Source organism: Acinetobacter sp. Gutcm_16 (assembly GCF_028649355.1).
In the GTDB taxonomy this organism is placed as follows: domain Bacteria; phylum Pseudomonadota; class Gammaproteobacteria; order Pseudomonadales; family Moraxellaceae; genus Acinetobacter; species Acinetobacter johnsonii.
Genome location: NZ_JAQSUV010000029.1, coordinates 23025 through 42743, shown reverse-complemented (window position 1 = coordinate 42743; position 19719 = coordinate 23025). Strand labels below are relative to the sequence as shown.

The 19719-nt window shown below is 39.1% G+C and carries 18 protein-coding genes; 8 read left to right on the top strand and 10 right to left on the bottom strand.

Going from position 1 to position 19719, the window contains the following annotated elements:
- Nucleotides 1–8: 8 nt before the first annotated feature.
- Genes PTT44_RS07320 through wecB form a run of 6 tightly spaced genes read right to left on the bottom strand, consistent with a single transcriptional unit; the run spans nucleotide 9 to nucleotide 6248 of the window.
- On the bottom strand, nucleotides 9–1133 hold the full coding sequence (locus PTT44_RS07320) for an O-antigen ligase family protein (protein ID WP_273795593.1): 1125 nt from the start codon (nucleotides 1131–1133) through the stop codon (nucleotides 9–11).
- Entirely contained in the window at nucleotides 1108–2040 is a 933-nt protein-coding gene (locus PTT44_RS07315; RefSeq protein WP_234954897.1) for a glycosyltransferase, read from the bottom strand. Before PTT44_RS07315 ends, PTT44_RS07320 begins: the two co-directional genes overlap by 26 nt.
- 9 nt (nucleotides 2041–2049) lie before the next feature.
- Nucleotides 2050–3267 (bottom strand): lipopolysaccharide biosynthesis protein, encoded by a 1218-nt coding sequence (locus tag PTT44_RS07310; RefSeq protein WP_273795591.1) that lies wholly within the window; start codon nucleotides 3265–3267, stop codon nucleotides 2050–2052.
- On the bottom strand, nucleotides 3264–3830 hold the full coding sequence (locus PTT44_RS07305) for an acyltransferase (protein ID WP_273795590.1): 567 nt from the start codon (nucleotides 3828–3830) through the stop codon (nucleotides 3264–3266). The genes PTT44_RS07310 and PTT44_RS07305 overlap by 4 nt, the downstream gene beginning before the upstream one ends.
- A complete protein-coding gene (wecC, locus tag PTT44_RS07300; protein ID WP_273795589.1) occupies nucleotides 3831–5084 on the bottom strand; it encodes a UDP-N-acetyl-D-mannosamine dehydrogenase in 1254 nt (417 codons plus the stop codon). It abuts the gene before it with no gap.
- A gap of 39 nt (nucleotides 5085–5123) precedes the next feature.
- Nucleotides 5124–6248: a non-hydrolyzing UDP-N-acetylglucosamine 2-epimerase gene (gene wecB / locus PTT44_RS07295; RefSeq protein WP_273795588.1), complete on the bottom strand. Its 1125-nt coding sequence runs from the start codon at nucleotides 6246–6248 to the stop codon at nucleotides 5124–5126.
- A gap of 469 nt (nucleotides 6249–6717) precedes the next feature.
- Between wecB and PTT44_RS07290 the strand changes: the two genes are divergently transcribed.
- From PTT44_RS07290 to PTT44_RS07270, 5 genes are all read left to right on the top strand, one after another.
- Nucleotides 6718–7818, top strand: coding sequence for a polysaccharide biosynthesis/export family protein (locus PTT44_RS07290; protein ID WP_168159564.1), 1101 nt, complete (start codon nucleotides 6718–6720; stop codon nucleotides 7816–7818).
- Nucleotides 7818–8246 carry a low molecular weight protein-tyrosine-phosphatase gene (locus tag PTT44_RS07285; RefSeq protein WP_168159565.1) on the top strand — a complete coding sequence of 143 codons (429 nt, stop codon included), beginning with the start codon at nucleotides 7818–7820 and terminating at the stop codon, nucleotides 8244–8246. Before PTT44_RS07290 ends, PTT44_RS07285 begins: the two co-directional genes overlap by 1 nt.
- A 15-nt stretch (nucleotides 8247–8261) precedes the next feature.
- Nucleotides 8262–10445 carry a polysaccharide biosynthesis tyrosine autokinase gene (locus PTT44_RS07280; protein ID WP_168159566.1) on the top strand — a complete coding sequence of 728 codons (2184 nt, stop codon included), beginning with the start codon at nucleotides 8262–8264 and terminating at the stop codon, nucleotides 10443–10445.
- Nucleotides 10446–10658: 213 nt separating this feature from the next.
- Nucleotides 10659–11363, top strand: a complete 705-nt coding sequence (locus tag PTT44_RS07275; RefSeq protein WP_125274497.1) for an FKBP-type peptidyl-prolyl cis-trans isomerase — start codon at nucleotides 10659–10661, stop codon at nucleotides 11361–11363.
- Between the two features lie 54 nt (nucleotides 11364–11417).
- Nucleotides 11418–12110: an FKBP-type peptidyl-prolyl cis-trans isomerase gene (locus PTT44_RS07270; RefSeq protein ID WP_004983850.1), complete on the top strand. Its 693-nt coding sequence runs from the start codon at nucleotides 11418–11420 to the stop codon at nucleotides 12108–12110.
- A gap of 160 nt (nucleotides 12111–12270) precedes the next feature.
- On the opposite strand, the gene murJ is transcribed toward PTT44_RS07270, so the two are convergent.
- Both murJ and ampD read right to left on the bottom strand, forming a co-directional pair.
- Nucleotides 12271–13827 carry a murein biosynthesis integral membrane protein MurJ gene (gene murJ / locus PTT44_RS07265; RefSeq protein ID WP_171527557.1) on the bottom strand — a complete coding sequence of 519 codons (1557 nt, stop codon included), beginning with the start codon at nucleotides 13825–13827 and terminating at the stop codon, nucleotides 12271–12273.
- Nucleotides 13828–13904: 77 nt separating this feature from the next.
- A complete protein-coding gene (ampD, locus tag PTT44_RS07260) occupies nucleotides 13905–14477 on the bottom strand; it encodes a 1,6-anhydro-N-acetylmuramyl-L-alanine amidase AmpD (RefSeq protein WP_168159588.1) in 573 nt (190 codons plus the stop codon).
- A 184-nt stretch (nucleotides 14478–14661) separates the two neighbouring features.
- Between ampD and nadC the strand changes: the two genes are divergently transcribed.
- Entirely contained in the window at nucleotides 14662–15507 is an 846-nt protein-coding gene (gene nadC, locus PTT44_RS07255; RefSeq protein ID WP_168159568.1) for a carboxylating nicotinate-nucleotide diphosphorylase, read from the top strand.
- A gap of 75 nt (nucleotides 15508–15582) precedes the next feature.
- Here nadC and rph read toward each other — a convergent pair whose 3' ends face one another.
- Nucleotides 15583–16299: a ribonuclease PH gene (rph, locus tag PTT44_RS07250; protein WP_004684198.1), complete on the bottom strand. Its 717-nt coding sequence runs from the start codon at nucleotides 16297–16299 to the stop codon at nucleotides 15583–15585.
- A 161-nt stretch (nucleotides 16300–16460) separates the two neighbouring features.
- Here rph and PTT44_RS07245 point away from each other — a divergent pair, with 161 nt between their 5' ends.
- Both PTT44_RS07245 and PTT44_RS07240 read left to right on the top strand, forming a co-directional pair.
- Nucleotides 16461–17138 (top strand): TetR family transcriptional regulator, encoded by a 678-nt coding sequence (locus tag PTT44_RS07245; RefSeq protein WP_160362098.1) that lies wholly within the window; start codon nucleotides 16461–16463, stop codon nucleotides 17136–17138.
- Nucleotides 17139–17246: 108 nt separating this feature from the next.
- A complete protein-coding gene (locus tag PTT44_RS07240; protein ID WP_168159569.1) occupies nucleotides 17247–18881 on the top strand; it encodes an O-antigen ligase family protein in 1635 nt (544 codons plus the stop codon).
- A 75-nt stretch (nucleotides 18882–18956) separates the two neighbouring features.
- Here the strand turns inward: PTT44_RS07240 and PTT44_RS07235 are convergent, their stop codons facing one another.
- On the bottom strand, nucleotides 18957–19574 hold the full coding sequence (locus tag PTT44_RS07235; protein WP_168159570.1) for a thiol:disulfide interchange protein DsbA/DsbL: 618 nt from the start codon (nucleotides 19572–19574) through the stop codon (nucleotides 18957–18959).
- Between the last annotated feature and the right edge of the window lie 145 nt (nucleotides 19575–19719).

Sequence of the window (19719 nt, the reverse complement as noted above, 5' to 3'; positions counted from 1 at the left end):
AAATTACCTTAATCTTTTACTGTGCCTGAAGAAAGTCTATAGAGTCTTAACTGGTCTAAATAGCCGTTTGATAAAAAAGCCCAAAAAAACAATGCAATGGGAAAACTATTATGTAGTAAAGTAACTTCAAAGAATTCACGGAATAAAAGAGCTACAAATAATAAAAAGGAAAAATAATATCCTTTTTTAAATAGTCTAATAATAGAAAATATACTAGCCATGGCAAATAGAAATAGGCCAACAATGCCATAAGAGGAAATAATATATACATAGCCGGAGTGGGCACTTAATTTACTACCAATTATTGCCTCGTAATCAGTTCCACCTCCCAGTCCAATTATATAGTTAGAAAAACTCATATTCGAAAAAATGAGATCCCAAATTTCAAAACGGCCTGACTCTAGACGTTTACCTGTTTTATCAATAACCAGTTGGGCAAAATCATCAGAGTTTAAATAGTCATAGAGCCCAGATTTAAAGAATAAAATAGCTAGTACAGTAAATCCAATGAGAGATAGGATTCTTAATGAAGTCCGTAAATTAAATATCTTAAATAATAAATATCCGACCACTAAACCTAATATTGCTGAGCGCGTTCCAGATAAAACAATAAAAACCAAGCATAGCAAAGAGAAAAGATAATATATTTTGGTTTGTTTTGAAAAAAAGACAACAAGGAAAATTAGACCACATACACCGATATAATTGCTATTACCAAAAATAGGAGTTATAAAAAAATGTACAAAAGCCATTAATAAATAAAAGAAAGCACCTATTAATATTGCTTTATCCACCTTAAAGCTAAAATTTAAATTCCTCAAAACAAAGGTACTTAGAAAAAGTAATATTGTTTGCAGCAACAACCCCAAACCATAAAAATTTTTGGCACGAACACCTACCCAAAACACTAATAAAAGAAAGAAAAAGAGAGATTTTTCTAGTTTTACAACTAAGCCTCCTTTAAACAAATAACATAAAACAAGAAAACCTGCTAATGAATATGTCATCCCTCTTGCTAGCATAACAATAGGTTCATAATCTAAGCCAACTAATGTTATTGCAATAGTTAGAAAACTTAATATCAGTAGAACTATAACATTTGACGAACTATAGAAATTTGTTTGATAGCTCATAGAATTCCTGATCCGAATTTAACTCATAAGTGTGGACACCTGAGTATCTTTTACAAACATTTGAGGCAATTACTGGTATACCAAACTCTACAGCATCAGCACATGCTATTCCGAAACTATCTTCTAAGGTTGGTCTTAAATACAGATTTGATTTAGAAAGGTAAAAATTAAAAATATCTTCATCTTTATCGAAGAAAACCACTATCCTAGGATGGTTAAGCTTTAAAAGCTCATCCTTCAGCTCACCTTCGCCATATAGAAAAAGAAATAAAAAAAGGTTCTGATTTCTAGTAACTAGATCAATCAGTAAATGATGCTGATATAAGGGCCTAGGGAAACCCGAACCCACCAGTATTTTATAACCTTCATTAATTTTATCTAACACAACTTCTTTTTCAACATTTTCAATGTCAACAAGAGTTGCAGGAACATAAGAAGTTTCTTGAATTATATTGAGATCTGACTTGAACCTCCTATAAAACTCCTCTTGCCTCTGATTCAAAGCATATATTCTATCAAACTTCATTAGAATAATTTTGGTTATAAACCTCGGTAATTTACTCGATAAATGACCATGATGTAGCATTAAAGACCACTCATTATTTATCTTTGGTAGAAAAATAAAAAATACTAGGCTATTCCCAGAGGAGAAATTAAAGAAGAAATCCTTATTCCTATATTTTAACTGGGCTAAAAAAACCAGAAAAATAGCGATAATTTTATTTTTAGCTAACTTATAATGACCAGAAAAATTCTTAGGAATTTTTTTATCTTCACTTGGGTACAAATCCAATAGCATTACAACATATTGAGAGTAAGCCTTAATTAATCTACTCAAAAAAGTAGTTACTCCACCAATTGGATTTGGTATTCCACCGATAATGATCGTTTCTTTATTAATTTTCATAGGCACCCCTCATTTCTCTTCCAAACTTGAATGAAGACTGAAAATTTTATAAAAAATCATCAGATAGACACACAACATAATTAAAATATATATTGTTAGGAAAATAACAAAATCAAATTTAAAAATATAAATTAATACTGGAAGTATAATCACTAACAGGAAAAACCTAACTCCTTCGTACAACAAAGAAATGTTCACTTTATTCCACAATGGTAAAAGTGTTGTAAAAGGTTGTAAAAGGCTGTCAAAAACAAAATAAAACACTAACGGCAACAGCAAATAAGCGTAAGGTGACCACTGGCTTCCTAGAACTAAAAGTGTTAACTCATCTTTAAAGAAATAAGTTATTAATAGTAGGACAGATAAAATACCTAAAAAGAGAAAAAAACGGGTTAGAGAAAATACTTTAGAAAAAGCGTGATAAAATTTTTCTCTGGAAGAAAATTCCCCATTGAAATATATAAGTAAATTTCGTCTTACAACACTTAGAGGTGCACTAATCATTTGAGAAAATACGAAATATGCTCCTATGATTTTTTTATCATAGAACATTCCACCAACAAACACCGGAATAAGGGGTGTACTATACTGCATGAAACTTATTAAAGAGTTTTTTCCAGCTTCAGAAATATTCTCCTTATAACATTTATGAAGAGATGCTAAATCAACCTCAACCCATTTATTTTTTAAGAGAAAACCAAACCCCATTAAACCTAATAAAAATTGAGACCCACCATATGCCCACAACAACCCTTTTAATTCATATTGGGAAGCGTAAGCTAAAATAGCAATAACAAATACAGTTATTACCTGAATAAATCTCAAAGTTATAAAGTAATTATATTTCTTTTGTGCCACAAAAAATTGGGTGAGATTATTAAAAAGACTAAAACCAAAACCAAATAAAAATAAAATCAATAGGTTATAGTTCAACAATTGAAAGAAATATTGGATAAAAAAGAAAATCAACAAGATGATTAAATTTAAAAAAAGACTCAAAATATTAGATAAAAAATATGCTCCAACTTTATCCGATATACTTTCTTTTAATAAAATATAATCAAAACGCAATCCCCCTATAATTGCCATTATTGAACCAAAGCTTGCATAAAATGCAAGCTCACCAAAATCATCCACCAAATAAATACGAGAAAAAACTAAAGTCGACAGCAACATCAATACCTGAACAAGAATTCCACTGCTCATCAACTTTATAAAAATTCTCATCTACTAGTCCTTTCCTTAATTTTTTTCAAAGGAAGACCAGCATATACACCGTAATTATCTGTTGTTTTGCTTTTGACTATAGAGCTGGCGCCAATCACACATCCTTTATTAATGACAGTATTGAGTAAAATCATACTATTTTTACCAATCCACACATCATCCTTTATTTCTATTTCACCAACCTCCAAACCTTGCTGTGATATTAACTCTTCTGAATTTAAGTAATTATGCTGCGAGTCTCTAATTGAAACTCCTTCAGCAATAAGTACATTACTCCCTATTCTTACTTTATTGGATACGGCAATATTTATTGTGTTCGTTAGTTTAAGATTATCTCCAATTTCGAGCACACCACCTGGTGGTATATCAAATTGTATAAAAGAGCCTATATCACATTTTTTACCAAACTTAATACCTTTATGCGGTGGGTATTTGAAAATGACATTTTTCCCAACTTTAGGAATTCCTTTACAGATCCCGCCACATAAATTAATTAACAAAAATAATTTTAGACCACGATAGTAATCGCCTAGTCTAAAAAAAAATTTGAATAGGCTATACATTTATAAAATGCCTTTCGTATCGACTACATAAGAAAAAGAGAAGTTCATATCTTTAAACTGTCTATGATCAACCAAAATCAAATGGATATCTGCTTGTTGATGTTCTTCAAGAGCAATCAATTTAATATTTGAAGGCAGCTTGGCAGGAAGTTCATGAATATTCGGTTCTATTGCAAGAATATTTAAACCTTGTTCAGCCAATTTTTTCGTGATTTCGAGTGCTGGGCTCTCACGCAGGTCATCGATATCTGGTTTAAAGGCCAAACCGTAGCAAGCGATCGTTACATCTTGAATCGTCTTATTGGGATTTGCTTGTAAGAAATCCGCAATTTTAATTTTAACCTGATCAATCACCCATTCAGGTTTGGCATCATTCACTTCACGCGCAGTACGAATCAAACGAGCTTGTTCTGGAGTCTTTGCCACAATAAACCAAGGATCAACCGCAATACAGTGACCGCCGACCCCAGGTCCTGGCTGTAAAATATTGACGCGCGGGTGACGATTCGCCAGTGAAATCAACTCCCATACATTGATATCTAGCTTGTCACAAATAACTGAAAGCTCATTTGCAAAAGCAATATTGACGTCACGGAATGAGTTCTCTGTCAACTTACACATTTCTGCGGTACGAGCATTGGTTTCAATACATGCGCCTTTTACAAAGATTTTGTATAAATCACATGCTGCTTTTGAACAACGTGGTGTCATTCCACCAATAATACGGTCATTACTGATCAATTCTTGTAAAACTTTACCTGGCAACACACGTTCTGGGCAGTGCGCGACTAAAATATCAGCCTCTTCACCCTTTTGTTGCGGGAAGCTTAAATCTGGACGTGCTTCACTTAACCAAGCCGACATTTGTTCAGTCGCTTCCACAGGTGATGTCGACTCTAAAATAACCAAATTACCTGGCTTTAAAAAAGGTGCTAAAGCCTTAGCAGCAGATTCAATATATTTGAGATTTGGCTGATAATCATCTTTAAAAGGTGTCGGAACTGCAACAATATAAGCATCTGCTTCAGTCGGCGCCAATTGAGCAGACAATTTACCCTGAGCAACGACGTCACGAACCAAAGCATCTAAATCAGGCTCAACAATATGAACTTTACCTTGATTAATCATATCTACCGCGTGTTGATTCACATCAACACCAGTAACTTTTACCCCATGTGCAGCAAATGTCGCAGCTGTGGGTAAACCAATATAACCTAATCCTATAACGCAGATATGCTTGAATGAATTGCTCATACTCTATACTTTTAAATCAAAATAAATGGAAATTTCGGCTTAGTTTGTTTTAAGAAAATCAATAATTTGCTGACATGAATCACCATCCCCGTACGGATTATGGGCTTCTGCCATCTCAGCATATACATTTGGATTTTCAAGTAACTCTATGACTGAACGCTCAATGGTTTCTGTATCTGTACCCACTAAACGTACCGTTCCTGCATGAACCGCTTCAGGTCTTTCAGTGGTATCTCGCATGACCAGAACTGGCTTACCCAGTGATGGTGCTTCTTCTTGAATACCACCAGAGTCGGTCAGAATCAGATAACTACGATTCATCAAATACACAAAAGGTAAATAATCTTGCGGGGCGATCAGATGAATATTGGCAATACCCGCCAACAGTTCGTTAACAGGTTGTTGTACATTCGGATTTAAATGCACAGGATAAACAATTTGTATATCAGTGTATTTTTTAGCTAGATTAGCCAATGCTTTGCAGATATTTAAAAAGCCTTGCCCAAAATTCTCACGACGATGTCCTGTAACTAAGATCAGTTTTTTATCTGCATCAAGAAATGAAAACTCTTGCTGAAATTGAGTTACTAATGCTTGGTCTTGCTCAACCTTCTGTTTGACTTGCAGCAAAGCATCAATCACGGTGTTTCCTGTTACTACAATATTTGCAGGATTCACATTTTCTTTAATTAAATTTTCATACGATGATTGGGTCGGTGCAAAATGATAATTGGCAAGTACACCTGTTAATTTTCGATTGGCTTCTTCTGGCCAAGGGGAATACAGATCACCTGTGCGCAAGCCCGCTTCGACATGGCCTACTTTTATTTTGTGATAATATGCTGCTAATGAAGCAGCAAAGGTCGTAGCGGTATCACCATGCACCAGAACCACATCAGGCATCCATGCGTCAAACACCTGTTCTAACCCTTTAAGTACCCCAGAGGTCACATCCGATAGCGTTTGCCCTGGTTTCATCAAATTCAAATCAAAATCTGGTGTTAATTCAAATAAACTTAGCACCTGATCCAACATTTGACGATGTTGACCTGTCACACAGACTTTAGTCTCAAAATTTTCATTAAACTGTTGTAACTTTAAGGCCAAAGGGGCCATTTTTATCGCTTCTGGTCGAGTACCAAATACTAGCAATACTCTTTTCACCTTATTGTTTCCTTATAACTTGTAAGTAGATTTTTAGAAATTTAAATAGTAAACCTTAACAATCTTGTGCAACTAGAATTCGCTTCGAACTAAATAAAAAATTAAAGTACTAGGCAAATATTCTTTAAATCAAAATATTTAGCTACCAGTTCAAATCAAAGCGATAATTACTGAATAATTCTTCAACGAATATATCTTTCGGCGGGAATACTACCAGAAAAACATGAATTTTCTGTTATGATTTTTTACCAAACACTAAGCATGGTCTTTCATTTTTCCATTTTTCAGTACGATTTAGCAATGTATTGCCTATCTTAGTACGATAAATTTCACAAAATGTATAACATTGATAGGCCGAGAAGAACCTTTACTATAAAATTGATTACAATTTGTTATATACCCCAAAGCGAACTTCGGTAAAATGCTGTTTAATTGAAACGATTTTAAAAAATCTAAAATGGGAATTTTTGTGCGACATTTTAAATCTATAATTTTACTGTCCGTTATTATGACATCTACTGGATGTGCTCTTACATCCGGGCTACAAACTTATGATTTACCAGAGGAAGGGATTTACCAAACGGATTTAGGCACACACGTCAATGTTGTAAAGCTTACCCAAACATCATTACCAGCTGTCCAACTTGCACAATACAATCAAGAATATTTTGCTCATTTGTTCAACATTCCTCAAAAAAATTACAAGCTCAGTGCTGGAGATATTCTCTCGATTTATCTCTGGGCATATCCAGAAATTACTCCACCTACAAATACCATCAGTAATGAAGAAGCTATCAAGTCCAATGGCTATCAAATTGATCAAAGTGGTTATATCCAATTTCCTATTATTGGTCGCTACAAAGCCGCAGGAAAGTCTTTAACACAAGTGAACCAAGAATTACGTAGCCAGCTTTCACGGTATTTAAAAACTCCCGACGTCATTGCTCGTGTTCTATCGTATCAAGGACAACGCTACTCTGTACAAGGCAGTGTCATGAAAGGTGGACAGTTTACGTTAACTGACCAACCCACCAGTGTTTATACTGCATTAGGTTTAGCTGGCGGTATCAATACTCAGTTAGGAGATAACACCTCTATTACACTTGTCCGCCAAGGTAAAACTTATAATCTCAATAGCATTTCGCTTGAAAAGGCGGGTTATTCACTACACAATTTATTGATTCAGCCTAATGATACACTTTATGTAAATTCAAAAGAAAATCAGAAAATTTATGTAATGGGTGAATCGGGACAAAACAAACCGATCCCGATGCGAGATCAGGGTATTAGCTTAAGTGATGTCATTGGGGAAAGTCTCGGTTTGAATCCACTTTCAGGCAGTCGAAGCAAAATTTATGTGGTTCGTAGTCATCGTGATGCAGGGATCACTGATGTCTATCACCTAGATTTAACCAGTATTGGTGATTTTGGATTGGCAAATAAATTTCAAATGCAAAGCAATGATATTGTGTATATCGATGCCTCAGGGTTAACGCGCTGGCAACGTGTCATCAATCAAGTCATTCCGTTCTCAAACGTGATTTATAATATTGACCGTGTGGGGCAGTAATGCAGTTCAAAAATATTTTGGTCGTTTGTATAGGTAATATCTGTCGTAGCCCTATGGCAGAGTACTTACTCAAACAAAACCATCCACAGCTCACAATTCACTCTGCAGGTATTTCTGGCATGATTGGATGTGCGGCTGATGACAAAGCAAAGCTTTGCATGCAACGTATAGGGGTTGACATGAGCCCTCATATTGCAAGGAAACTTAATGCTGAATTGATTAAGCAAGCTGATTTGATTTTAGTCATGAGCCAAAATCAACAGAAGCACATTGAGCAAACATGGCCATTTGCAAAAGGAAAAACATTTCGCTTAGGTCATTGGCAAGGAAAAAATATTCCTGACCCCTATCAACATGATCAAGCTTTTTTTGATGAAACTTCCCTGCTTATACAAGCCTGTGTAGCAGATTGGACTAAACATATTTAACTTTGATGTACGATTATGAGCCAAACTACAAATACAGAAGATACTATTGATTTAAAAGAACTATTTTTCTCATTGATCGCACAATGGAAGTTAATTGCGCTGTGTATCCTTTTGAGTCTAATTTGCGCCCTACTATACTTAAGAGCAACTCCAGATACCTATTCAGTCAATGCCTTGGTACAAGTAGAAGAAAATAAAGGGGCTTCTGCAGCTTTATTAGGTGACCTATCGAGCATGATTGAGCAGAAGCAACCTGCTCAAGCAGAAATCGAAATTTTAAAATCGCGTTTGGTATTGGGCAATGTCATTCAACATTTGAATTTAGATCTTAAAATTTCGGGCACGGAAAATTCATTTACTGATCGTCTATTATCTCCACACCATTATCAAACAGAGTACCAGCCGAAATCGGTGCTGTTTAAAGATGATGAAAAAGTATTCGATATTCGCCAATTTAATATACCAACAAGTTTCCGTGATAAGAAAATTGAACTTCGCTTTAATGATAAGCAATTTAGTCTGACAGATGAAGAAACCAAACAAGTCATTTTAACTGCTAAAACAAACCAAGCGAACACCTTACGTACAGCGGATGGCTTGTGGAATATTTCTATCTATACGCAAGATCAACTAAAAGACGTTTATTTACTTGAAAAACAATCACTACCTGCCGCAGTCGACAGTATTCTGATGAATTATTCAGTCGCAGAAAAAGGAAAGTTAACAGGTATTCTTGGGCTCAATTATCAAGGTACAGACAAAACTCATATTACCCAAGTACTCAATGCTATTCTGGTTTCTTATAGCCAACAAAACATTGAACGTCGTTCAGCTGAAACAGCGCAAACACTTAAATTCTTAGATGAACAACTACCAGAGCTGAAACAACAACTTGATGTAGCAGAACGTGAATTCAACAAATTTCGCCAACAATACAACACCGTAGATGTCACTAAAGAATCTGAGTTGTATTTAACGCAAAGTGTAACCTTAGAAACTCAAAAAGCAGAACTTGAACAAAAAGTTGCAGAGGCTTCGGCCAAATATACTGCTGAGCATCCAGTCATGCAGCAAATGAATGCACAACTAGGAGCAATCGATAAAAAGATTGGGGAGTTAAATGCGACATTAAAAGAACTGCCAGATTTACAACGTCGTTATTTACAGCTTTACCGTGAAGTTGAAGTTAAACAACAACTTTATACAGCGTTATTGAACTCATATCAGCAACTACGTATTGCTAAAGCGGGCGAGATTGGAAATGTTCGTATTGTCGATACAGCAGTGGAACCAATTGAGCCGATTGCACCGAAGAAGCTACAGATTTTAATTCTCTCTATTTTCTTAGGTGGTTTCTTAGGTACGCTCTTGGCGTTATTACGTAATATGATGCGTTCAGGGATCAAAGACTCAGCTCAAATTGAAAATGAGTTGGATCTGCCCGTGTATGCAACGGTTCCACGTTCACCTGTACAAGAAAGCCGTATTAATATTTTAAAGAAGAAAAAGAATATTCCTATTTTGGCTGTTAAAAATAGTGATGATATTGCTATTGAAAGCTTAAGAAGCATGCGTACAGCCATCCATTTCGCGCTAAGCTCTGCCCGGAATAATCTGATTACGATTTCAGGTCCAGCACCTGAAGTTGGTAAATCCTTTATCTCAACGAATTTAGCCACAATTTTGGCACAAAGTGACAAACGCGTATTAATCATAGACGCAGACTTACGTCGCGGTTATTTACACAAGTATTTTAATCTCGACACACAACCTGGCTTAACAGAGTTACTCAATGGTCAACAAAGTTTAGACACGGTTATTCGTCCTACAGAAGTGCCAGGTTTAAGTGTGATTTCTCGCGGGAAAAGTCCAGCCAATCCTTCTGAACTACTAAGCTCTAACCAGTTCAAAAATCTATTAGAGCAAATGTCAGAGAAATTTGATCATGTGATTATCGATACTCCACCAGTCTTAGCCGTGACGGATGGCATCATTATTGCTCAATACACAGGCGTTAACTTAGTGATTGCCCGTTATGCGAAAACACAAATGAAGGAGCTTGAATTGACCCTGAATCGCTTCGAACAAGCTGGCGTGAAAGTCAATGGATTCATTTTAAACGATATTCAACGTTCGGCAGGCTCTAGTTATGGCTATAACTATGCTTATGCCTATAAAGCCAATAAAGAATCAGACTAAATACATCCTCTAACCGATAAAAAGCCAGAACTTGATTTCTGGCTTTTTATTTTGTATGACAAACGTTTATATATTCAAATCCTTATAGTTTTTTTAAGGACTTCGGCATATATTAATTTGAAAATGTACTGGTGGTACAAAACACGTCATTCATGAAGTCTGCTAAGATGCTAAAAAACTTTTTGAATGTAATAGAATTAGGAAAAATTTCACATGAGTAAAGCCTTACCCATTGCTGTAGCTGTTATTCTAGGCGGTGCTGCACTTGTTCCCGTTTATTATGCATCTCAACACCCAGCTTCAGCCGAAGCCCAAGTTTCAAAAAATGCATCTGCCGTAGAAAAAATTAGCTATGCACTGGGTTATGAGGTTGCTCATCAAACCCCACCAGAACTCGATATTAACAGTTTTGTAACTGGTGTCCGTGCAGGTCATGCTCGTAGCCAACCTGCCTATACTGAAGAAGAATTAAAACAAGCCTATGAGCAGTTCCAACAAGAAATGCAGCAAAAACAGGCAAATGATGCGAAGCAAGCACAAACAACCAGTGACAGCTTCTTAACCGAAAATGCAAAAAAACCTGGGGTGAAAACCACAGCGTCAGGCTTACAGTACAAAATTACGCAAGAAGGCACAGGCAAGCAACCCACTGCCAGCTCTGTCGTGACCGTGCATTACAAAGGCCAACTGGTCGACGGTAAAGTCTTCGATAGTTCGCTTGAGCGTGGCGAACCGATTGAGTTCCCTTTAAACCAAGTGATTCCGGGTTGGACTGAAGGTCTACAACTCATGAAAGAAGGTGGGAAAGCGACCCTCTACATCCCTTCGAACTTAGGTTATGGCCCACAAGGTGTACCTGGCATGATTCCAGCCAACAGCACGCTTATTTTTGATGTTGAACTGATCAAAGTAAAATAAGACAAGTCAATCAAAGGAGAGCTTTTGCTCTCCTCTTTTTATTGAGAATACAAGATGAAAATTCAAACAACATTACTCTGCGGCTTGTTGCTCTCTGCACCTGTTTTTGCTGCACCGATTAACAATAAAAGTAGTATCAACCAACAAGTCGGTTATAGCTTTGGCTACCTCATGGGTCGAAGCAATGCCGAGTCTATTCAAGATTTAGATCTTGATGCTTTTGTGCAAGGGTTACGTGAAGCATCTAAAGGTCAAGCTGCTTCATTAAGTGATGAAGACATGGCGCGAGTACTTACCCAATATAAACGCCAAGCCGAGGCAAAACAGTTATTAGAAGTTAAACAACTGGCTGATAAAAATGCCAAAATTGGTGCGGCCTTTTTAGCTGAAAATGCGAAAAAACCCGAGGTGAAAACCACGACTTCAGGCTTGCAATATATGGTTTTACAACAAGGCCAAGGCAAGTCACCTAAGGCCAACAGCAAAGTCAAAGTTCATTATGAAGGGCGTTTGATTGATCAGACCGTTTTTGACAGTTCGATTGCACGTCAGCAGCCTGCGGAGTTTCAAGTCAGCCAAGTGATTCAAGGTTGGACTGAAGGCTTACAGCTAATGAAAGAAGGCGCAAAATATCGCTTCTTTATTCCCGCTAAACTGGGCTATGGCCAAATTGGTTCAGGTGATGTGATTGAACCGAATAGCACCTTGATTTTTGATGTGGAACTGATTGAAGTGTTGCCAAAATAAGGTAGCAATGCAAAGGCAATGCTATATACCAAATAAAAAGCCTGATCTTCGTGATCAGGCTTTTTATTAATTTCAATATATTCTTAAATCAAGCCATGCTTATTTTTAAGCTACGTGCTTCGCTTGTCTTTTGAAGCATAAAACAAAGAAGTACCTTGTTTTAGGCTTCATGTTTGAGATGATGTGGTCTAAACCCGGTAAAGAGCAAACCAACCGCATAAGCCACAACGCCGACCACGCACAACCCGATCACTTCGGCAACGCGAATCCACTGTGACACGTCACCATTATACCAAGTCAATGCATACCACAAAGCCACAATCATCACGGCGTTAGCAATACCAAACTGGATAAACAGTTTTTTCCAATGTGCACCAAAACGGAAAATATCGCGCTTGTGTAGGTAGAAATACAACATCCCCGCATTCACTAGAGCAGAGCCCGAAGAAGCTAAAGCTAAAGCCATATGCTCTGCCTGCCAGTCAATCAGTTTAAAGAAACCAATAAACACTACGTTTAAAATCGCATTCGCAGCAACGGCCATTAGCCCCACACGGACAGGGGTCTTGGTGTCTTGTTGCGCATAAAACCCTGGGGCAAAGACTTTAATCAACATGAATGAAATCACCCCAGCGCTCATACACTGCAACGCTAAAGCCGTCATTTGCGTATCTTCAAGGGTAAATTGTCCGCGTTGGAACAGGGCCTGAATAATAGGGGTCGATAACATAAACAGTGCAATACTGGCAGGCACCCCCACTAAAACAATGACCTTCGCAGCCCAATCCATCATGCCACGGAACTTCGACATATCTTGCTCTGCATGACGGGTCGACAAAGCAGGTAAAATCACCGTGCCGATCGCTACCCCAATCAAGCCCAAAGGTAATTCAGTCATGCGTTCCGCACTGTACAACCATGACACTGAACCATCTTGCATAAACGAAGCCCAAATGGTGTTCAGGAGTAAGTTGATTTGCGTGACAGAAACACCAAATAGCGCAGGCAGCATCAATTTCATGATGCGATCCACCCCTTCATGTTTAAAATCAACTTTCGGCGGAATCAGTAACTTTTTATGCCAAAGTTCAGGAATTTGGATCGCCAGTTGCAATACACCCGCAGCAATAACTGCCCAACCGAGTGCCATAATCGGCTCCGCCATATACGGCGTCAACCACCATGCCCCGGCAATCATCGCAACATTTAGCAATACCGGTGAAAAGGCGGGCGAAGCAAAGGAACCATAACTATTTAAAATACTGCTGGCAAATGCCGTCAACGACATAAACAATAAATAAGGAATGGTGAGGCGGAACATTGAAACCGCGAGGTCGAACTTCTCTGGATCGGCATGGAAACCTGGTGCGTATATATATAGCACCGCTGGAGCTGCAACCATGGCAATGAAGGTTAAAGCCGTCATAACCGTCATTAAACAACCAAAGACACGGCTAATCAGAATCTGAACTTCCGCATGGGTACGCCCAGTTTTATATTCGGTCAGTACCGGAATAAACGCCTGTGAGAATGCCCCTTCAGCAAATAGCCGACGGAAGAAGTTCGGGATACGAAAGGCCACCACAAAGGTATCAAAATCTTTCCCCGCACCAAAGACATTCAGTAAGACAATGTCTCGTACCAAACCCAAGACCCGAGAAAGCATGGTCATTGCACTTACAATTACGGTTGACCGCCACAGCGCCATCGTATCCACCTAGTTTTTCATTTGCCGCTATTGTAATGAAACTTCAGCGAATATTTGATTGTTTAATGTTGTTGTCGACTCTCAATTCATTGACTTTTTAACTGCTGCAAACGATTTCGATAGCCTAACCAATCAAAAAATGCGCCTGGATCGGTCTTACGTCCTGGCGCAATATCAGAATGTCCTGCCAAATGCTGCTGAATTTGAGGATAGGCCTGTTGTAAACAAGCCGTCACGTGTACCAATGTTTCATATTGGGCATCTTCAAAAGGCAAGTCATCACTGCCCTCAAGCTCAATACCAATCGAATAATCATTGCACTCTTTCTTGGCCAAATAGCTTGAACGCCCTGCATGCCATGCACGGTCATTAAAATTGACAAATTGTAGGACTTCACCACTTCTTAAAATCAGTAAATGTGCTGAGACTTGCATGCCTTGAATGGTTTGAAAATACGGATGTACTGACCAATCCAATTGATTTTGAAAAAATTGTTCAATATAACCGCCACCAAACTGTGAGGGAGGCAAACTGATATTATGGATGACAATCAGTTGAATCTCAGTATCCACAGGACGTGCGTTAAAATTAGGCGATGGAATTTGTCTCGCTCCTAGCAGTTGCCCTGCTTGCACTTGAAACGACGGAATGACCTGCATCTTTTTATTCCTCAAATCCATTGCGCCCTTTGGGCAATCTTTTTTAATGTCTCTCATGCTAAATCTTTCCCCGTCATTTCTCAAATTGGTCAGCGTTTGATTCTGAAATTTTCACGCCTTTTTCAGGAAAAATGCTAATATATTGCGCAATTTTCATGGCTTCTATAAAGATACGGACAATCGGATGAGCATATCGCAGCAACTGCTTGAACAATCTATTCAACTCAATATTCAACAAGCATTACAAGAAGACATCGGTGATGGTGACATTACGGCGCTTTTAACACCTGAAGATGAACAAGCGACTGCGACCATTATTAGCCGTGAAGACATGATTCTTGCAGGTCAACCTTGGGTCAATACATTAATTGCAGCTTTTGATCCAAGTGTTGAAATCACCTGGCTCAAAAATGATGGCGATCTGGTTCGTGCCAATGAAACCATTTTTAAACTGGCGGGTTCAGCACGCAGCTTACTTACCGTTGAACGCCCTGCACTCAACTTTGTACAAACGCTATCTGCTGTGGCCAGCAAAACTGCGGAATATGTCAAACAGCTCGATGGCTTAAACACCAAGTTGCTGGATACCCGTAAAACCCTACCAGGTCTGCGTATTGCCCAAAAATATGCTGTCGCGGTCGGTGGTGGTCAAAACCACCGTTTAGGTTTATTCGATGCTTTTTTAATTAAAGAAAATCACATCATGGCGGCAGGCGGCATCGCCCAAGCCATTGCCAAAGCGCATCAAATTGCCCCAGGCAAACCTGTCGAAGTCGAAGTTGAAACTTGGGCTGAATTAGACCAAGCATTGGAAGCCCAAGCCGATATCGTGATGTTAGACAACTTTAGTCAGCAACAAATGATTGATGCTGTCAAGCATGTTGCAGGACGTTGTAAATTGGAAGCGTCAGGGAATATCACCATTGTCAACTTACGCGAAGTCGCAAGCACAGGCGTGGATTATATTTCGATGGGTGTATTAACCAAAGATGTCAAAGCAGTCGACCTTTCTATGCGTTTTAATGCTTAATTTCAATAGTTTGCATTCAAACGACACACAATAAAAAAACGCACTCTAGAGTGCGTTTTTTTATTGTGTTAAAACTTACCAACCCAGTGCTTGCTGTTGTTTTTTCACCAATTCTTGAATGCCCTTTTCTGCCATTTCTAACATGGCATTGCACTGTACACGGGTAAAGGGTTTATCTTCTGCCGTGCCTTGAATTTCAATAAACTCGCCAGCTTGGGTCATGACCACGTTTAAATCCGTTTGGCAGTTTGAGTCTTCTTCATAGCACAAGTCTAAAAGCACTTCGTCTTGGAAAATACCGACTGAAATTGCAGCCACTAAGCCTTTTAATGGATCTTGCTTAATTTTCTTTTTCTCAAGCAATGTGTTCATCGCATCAATGAGAGCCACCGCAGCACCGGTGATCGCAGCAGTACGTGTACCGCCATCTGCCTGAATCACATCACAGTCGATGGTAATGGTGTTTTCACCTAATTTTTTTAAATCCACCATGGCGCGTAGACTACGGCCAATCAAACGTTGAATTTCTTGAGTACGACCACTTTGCTTACCACGCGCAGCCTCACGGTCACTACGGGTATGCGTCGAACGTGGCAACATGCCATATTCAGCGGTTACCCAGCCCTGACCCTTGCCTTTTAAAAAGCGTGGTACTGAGTTATCAATACTTGCCGTACAAAGAACTTTGGTATGACCAAACTCAACCAATACCGAACCTTCCGCATAACGTGTGTAGTTACGAGTAATGGTGACATCACGTAATTGATCTAATGTTCGTTGGTCGATACGCATAATACGCCCTTCATCTGACTAAATAGGTTGGCGCATAGTATAGCAGAAGCAGACCCAAAGCATTTGTCTGACTGCATTGCATTTGTAATTGATCGCCTGTTTCCCTACCCAGCCATATTCTTTGTTAAACTGAAGCTTAAAAGAGGCTGAGGCAATCATCTATGTCGATTCGAGAAGAACGTAAACAACAAAGCCGCCAAGCTTTGCTGAATGCTGCATTACAACTCAGCACCTCCGGACGTTCCTTTGCTCGCATTAGTCTCCGTGAAGTCACTCGCCAAGTGGGTTTAGTACCGACCGCTTTTTATCGCCACTTTAATGATTTGGATGAGTTAGGACTTGAACTGGTCGATCAAGCAGCGCTCCACATCAAAAGCATGTTAACCCAATTGGGGCAAAGCTATGTTTATGGTCCACATGCTACGATTGAGCACAGTTTAGATCTATTTTTTCATGCTGTAGAGCAACATCCTGAACAGTGGATTTTCTTGATTGGAGAACGTTGGGGTGGTTCAGCCTTGATCCGTGCTGCCGTTGAGCGAGAAATTGCCTTTTTAATCGATGACTTCGCCCATGAATTAACCCGTATTGAAAGCATGCAACATATTCATGACAGCGAAGACCTCAAAGTTTTGGCCAATATTCTAATGGATGCCTCCTTTAACTGGGCCATGTGCTGGATTGGTTTGAGTCGAGATGTGGCTCCCGATAAGCTCCAACAGCAGCAGGCTGCATTTAAACTACAAACCATCGTGCAGATTCAACTCATGTTCCGTGGAATCTCCAATTGGCAACGACCATCTGCTCAAACCAAACACGCCAATACGACCTTGCATTAAGCCGCTCACAGACGCAATTTTGGTGTATTACAAAATTTTTAATGCGCTTTACTCAAACTTGGATGCTTTTTCACTATCATAGAGCCAGTTTTTTCATCTGTAGCTCCTATGCGTTTTTTTCTTTTTTTAGCGGCGAGTGTCTGTATTGCCTTGGCATGGCTATTGCCCATTCATTATCGACCTTGGGTCACCTATACAGGTGAATTGTTTGCATTTTTATCTTTATTTGCACTCTCTGCCTTATTTTTAAAAGAAAAACTCTTGCTCCCTAAAGTGAGCCTGCCGCTATTGCTGTTGAGCCTCGTGCCCTTCATTCAGTACGGTTTTGGCGAGCTGTTCTTTTTCAGCAAAGCGCTAATGTGTGGCTTATATATCTTTGCATTCTGGCTGAGTATGGTTTTAGGTTTTAACCTGAGCCAAAAACCCTTGGAACGTGAGCAATTATTTAGTGGTCTGTGTAGTGTATTTTGGTCGGTCGGTCTGGTAACAGCGCTCATCGCCACTTGCCAATGGCTCAATATTGAACAGTACATTCCCGGCATGACCACTTTACAAAGCAATCGTCCTTATGCCAACTTTGCTCAGCCGAACAATATGGCGAGCTTTCTGATTCTGTCCTTACTCGGCACACTGTACCTATTTGAAAAGAAAAAATTCAACTCGATTCTGCTGTGCGTAAGTGCTGCATTGATGTTATTTGCGGTAGCCCTGAGTCAGTCCCGCACATCATGGGTCGCAAGCATTTGTGTACTGCTGTATTTGCTCTATCAACAGTACAAAGGTGTTGTTCAACTGAAGTGGTATAGTGCCCTTGCATGGTTTGCGTTGTTCATTGCATTTACTGCCTTTATTCCACAGCTCAATCACCTGTTGGCTCAACTGTCTAATGTCGAAGTGACCCAAACCCGTGATGCGGTTGCGCGAGCAACGGGCGATATGTCGCGTCTTGCCATTTGGCAACAGATGCTCCATGCGATTGCTGAGCGACCTTGGTTTGGCTATGGTTGGTATCAAACCAGTGTGGCTTACACCCTAATCAGTGATCAGTTCCAAGGTCCTGTTTGGGTGAAAAGTGCGCATAACTTCATTCTCGACTTTATTGTGTGGAATGGGTTAGTGATTGCGATTCCATTTTTTGCCTATCTCAGCTATTGGGGCTATCAACTGCAAAAGCATGCAACATCACTCGAATCTGTGATTGGCCTTCTGATGGTCGGCGCTTTACTGATTCACGGTATGCTCGAATTTCCGTTGTTCTACGCTTATTTCTTGCTGCCACTCGGATTGATTCTAGGCATTATTCAATCTCAGCAAAAAGTGAAAACGTGGACTTTACCGAGCTTTGCCATGCCGATCACCTTTACTGTCTGTGTGGTCTTGATCGCACTGATTATTCGTGACTATGAGCTGATGGTACCAAAGCTGAATGAGGCTTCACGTTATGAACACACTCCTGAAAAGTTCACCAATCAAGATCACATTTTGCTGCTATCTGAGTTTAACCGCCGCATTGAATGGATTCAGTTAAATCCATACAGCAAAGTCAGCCCTGAGCAAATTCGTGACTATGAGGAAATGGTGCTGAACTACCCGATTCCCTATGATTTGACCAAATTTGCCAAACTCTTGGCCTTTAATGGCTATGAAGCCGAAGCCCGTCATCAACTTTGGCGCTTAAAAACCTTAAGAAAAATTGAGCTGCGTTATGAGGATTTATTACAACCTGCATCAAGTGTGCAATAAACATCGTTAACGCATAAAAAAAGCCTGCATCAGCAGGCTTTTTTAACTGAATAAGGACTTACAAACAGATTCAGCTTATTTTGCAGCACGTTCTTTTTCAATTAAGTAGTCCACCACTTGAACAACTTTCTCGTCTTCACCTTGCACAATATATTTACCATTGACCGTCACCGCAGGTACGCCACTGAGTTGATAACGCTTGGCCAAATCTTGAGCCTGTGCGATTTTTGAAGTAATCGCAAATGATTTATAAGTGCTGTTAAATTTCGCTTCAGGAATACCAAACTGAGTATAGAATTTGGCGAAAGCTGGCTGTTCTAAAATCGGTTGATTTTGCTCATGAATGGCATGCAATAACATCAAATGTGTTTTCTTACGTACGCCTAAGGCTTCAGACACATAATAAGCTCGCGCACCTTGCTCCCATACCGGATTCATGGCTGCAGGTGTACGTACAAAACGGACATCTTTCGGTAACTTTTTCAACCAAGTCTGCATATGGGGTTCAAGTTTGAAACAATGTGGGCAGCCATACCAGAAGAACTCACGGACTTCAATTTTTCCCGGAACTTCCACCTGAACTGGGGTCGGTACTACCGTATAGTCTTTACCTGCCACAAAATTTGCAGCCATTGCACTGCCCGAAATTGCGAAAACAGCGGTTGCTAAGCCACTCAAAAGGAGTTTTTTCATTGAACTTATTGTCCTCAAAATCATTATGATAAGTTTATGCAAATACTATAAATCAAATATGCCAAATTCGTTTTCATTCTGTGAACTTTTTTCAGGCTTTTATCGCTTTTTCTAGAATAAACGCTACACTAAGCCCTATTGAACG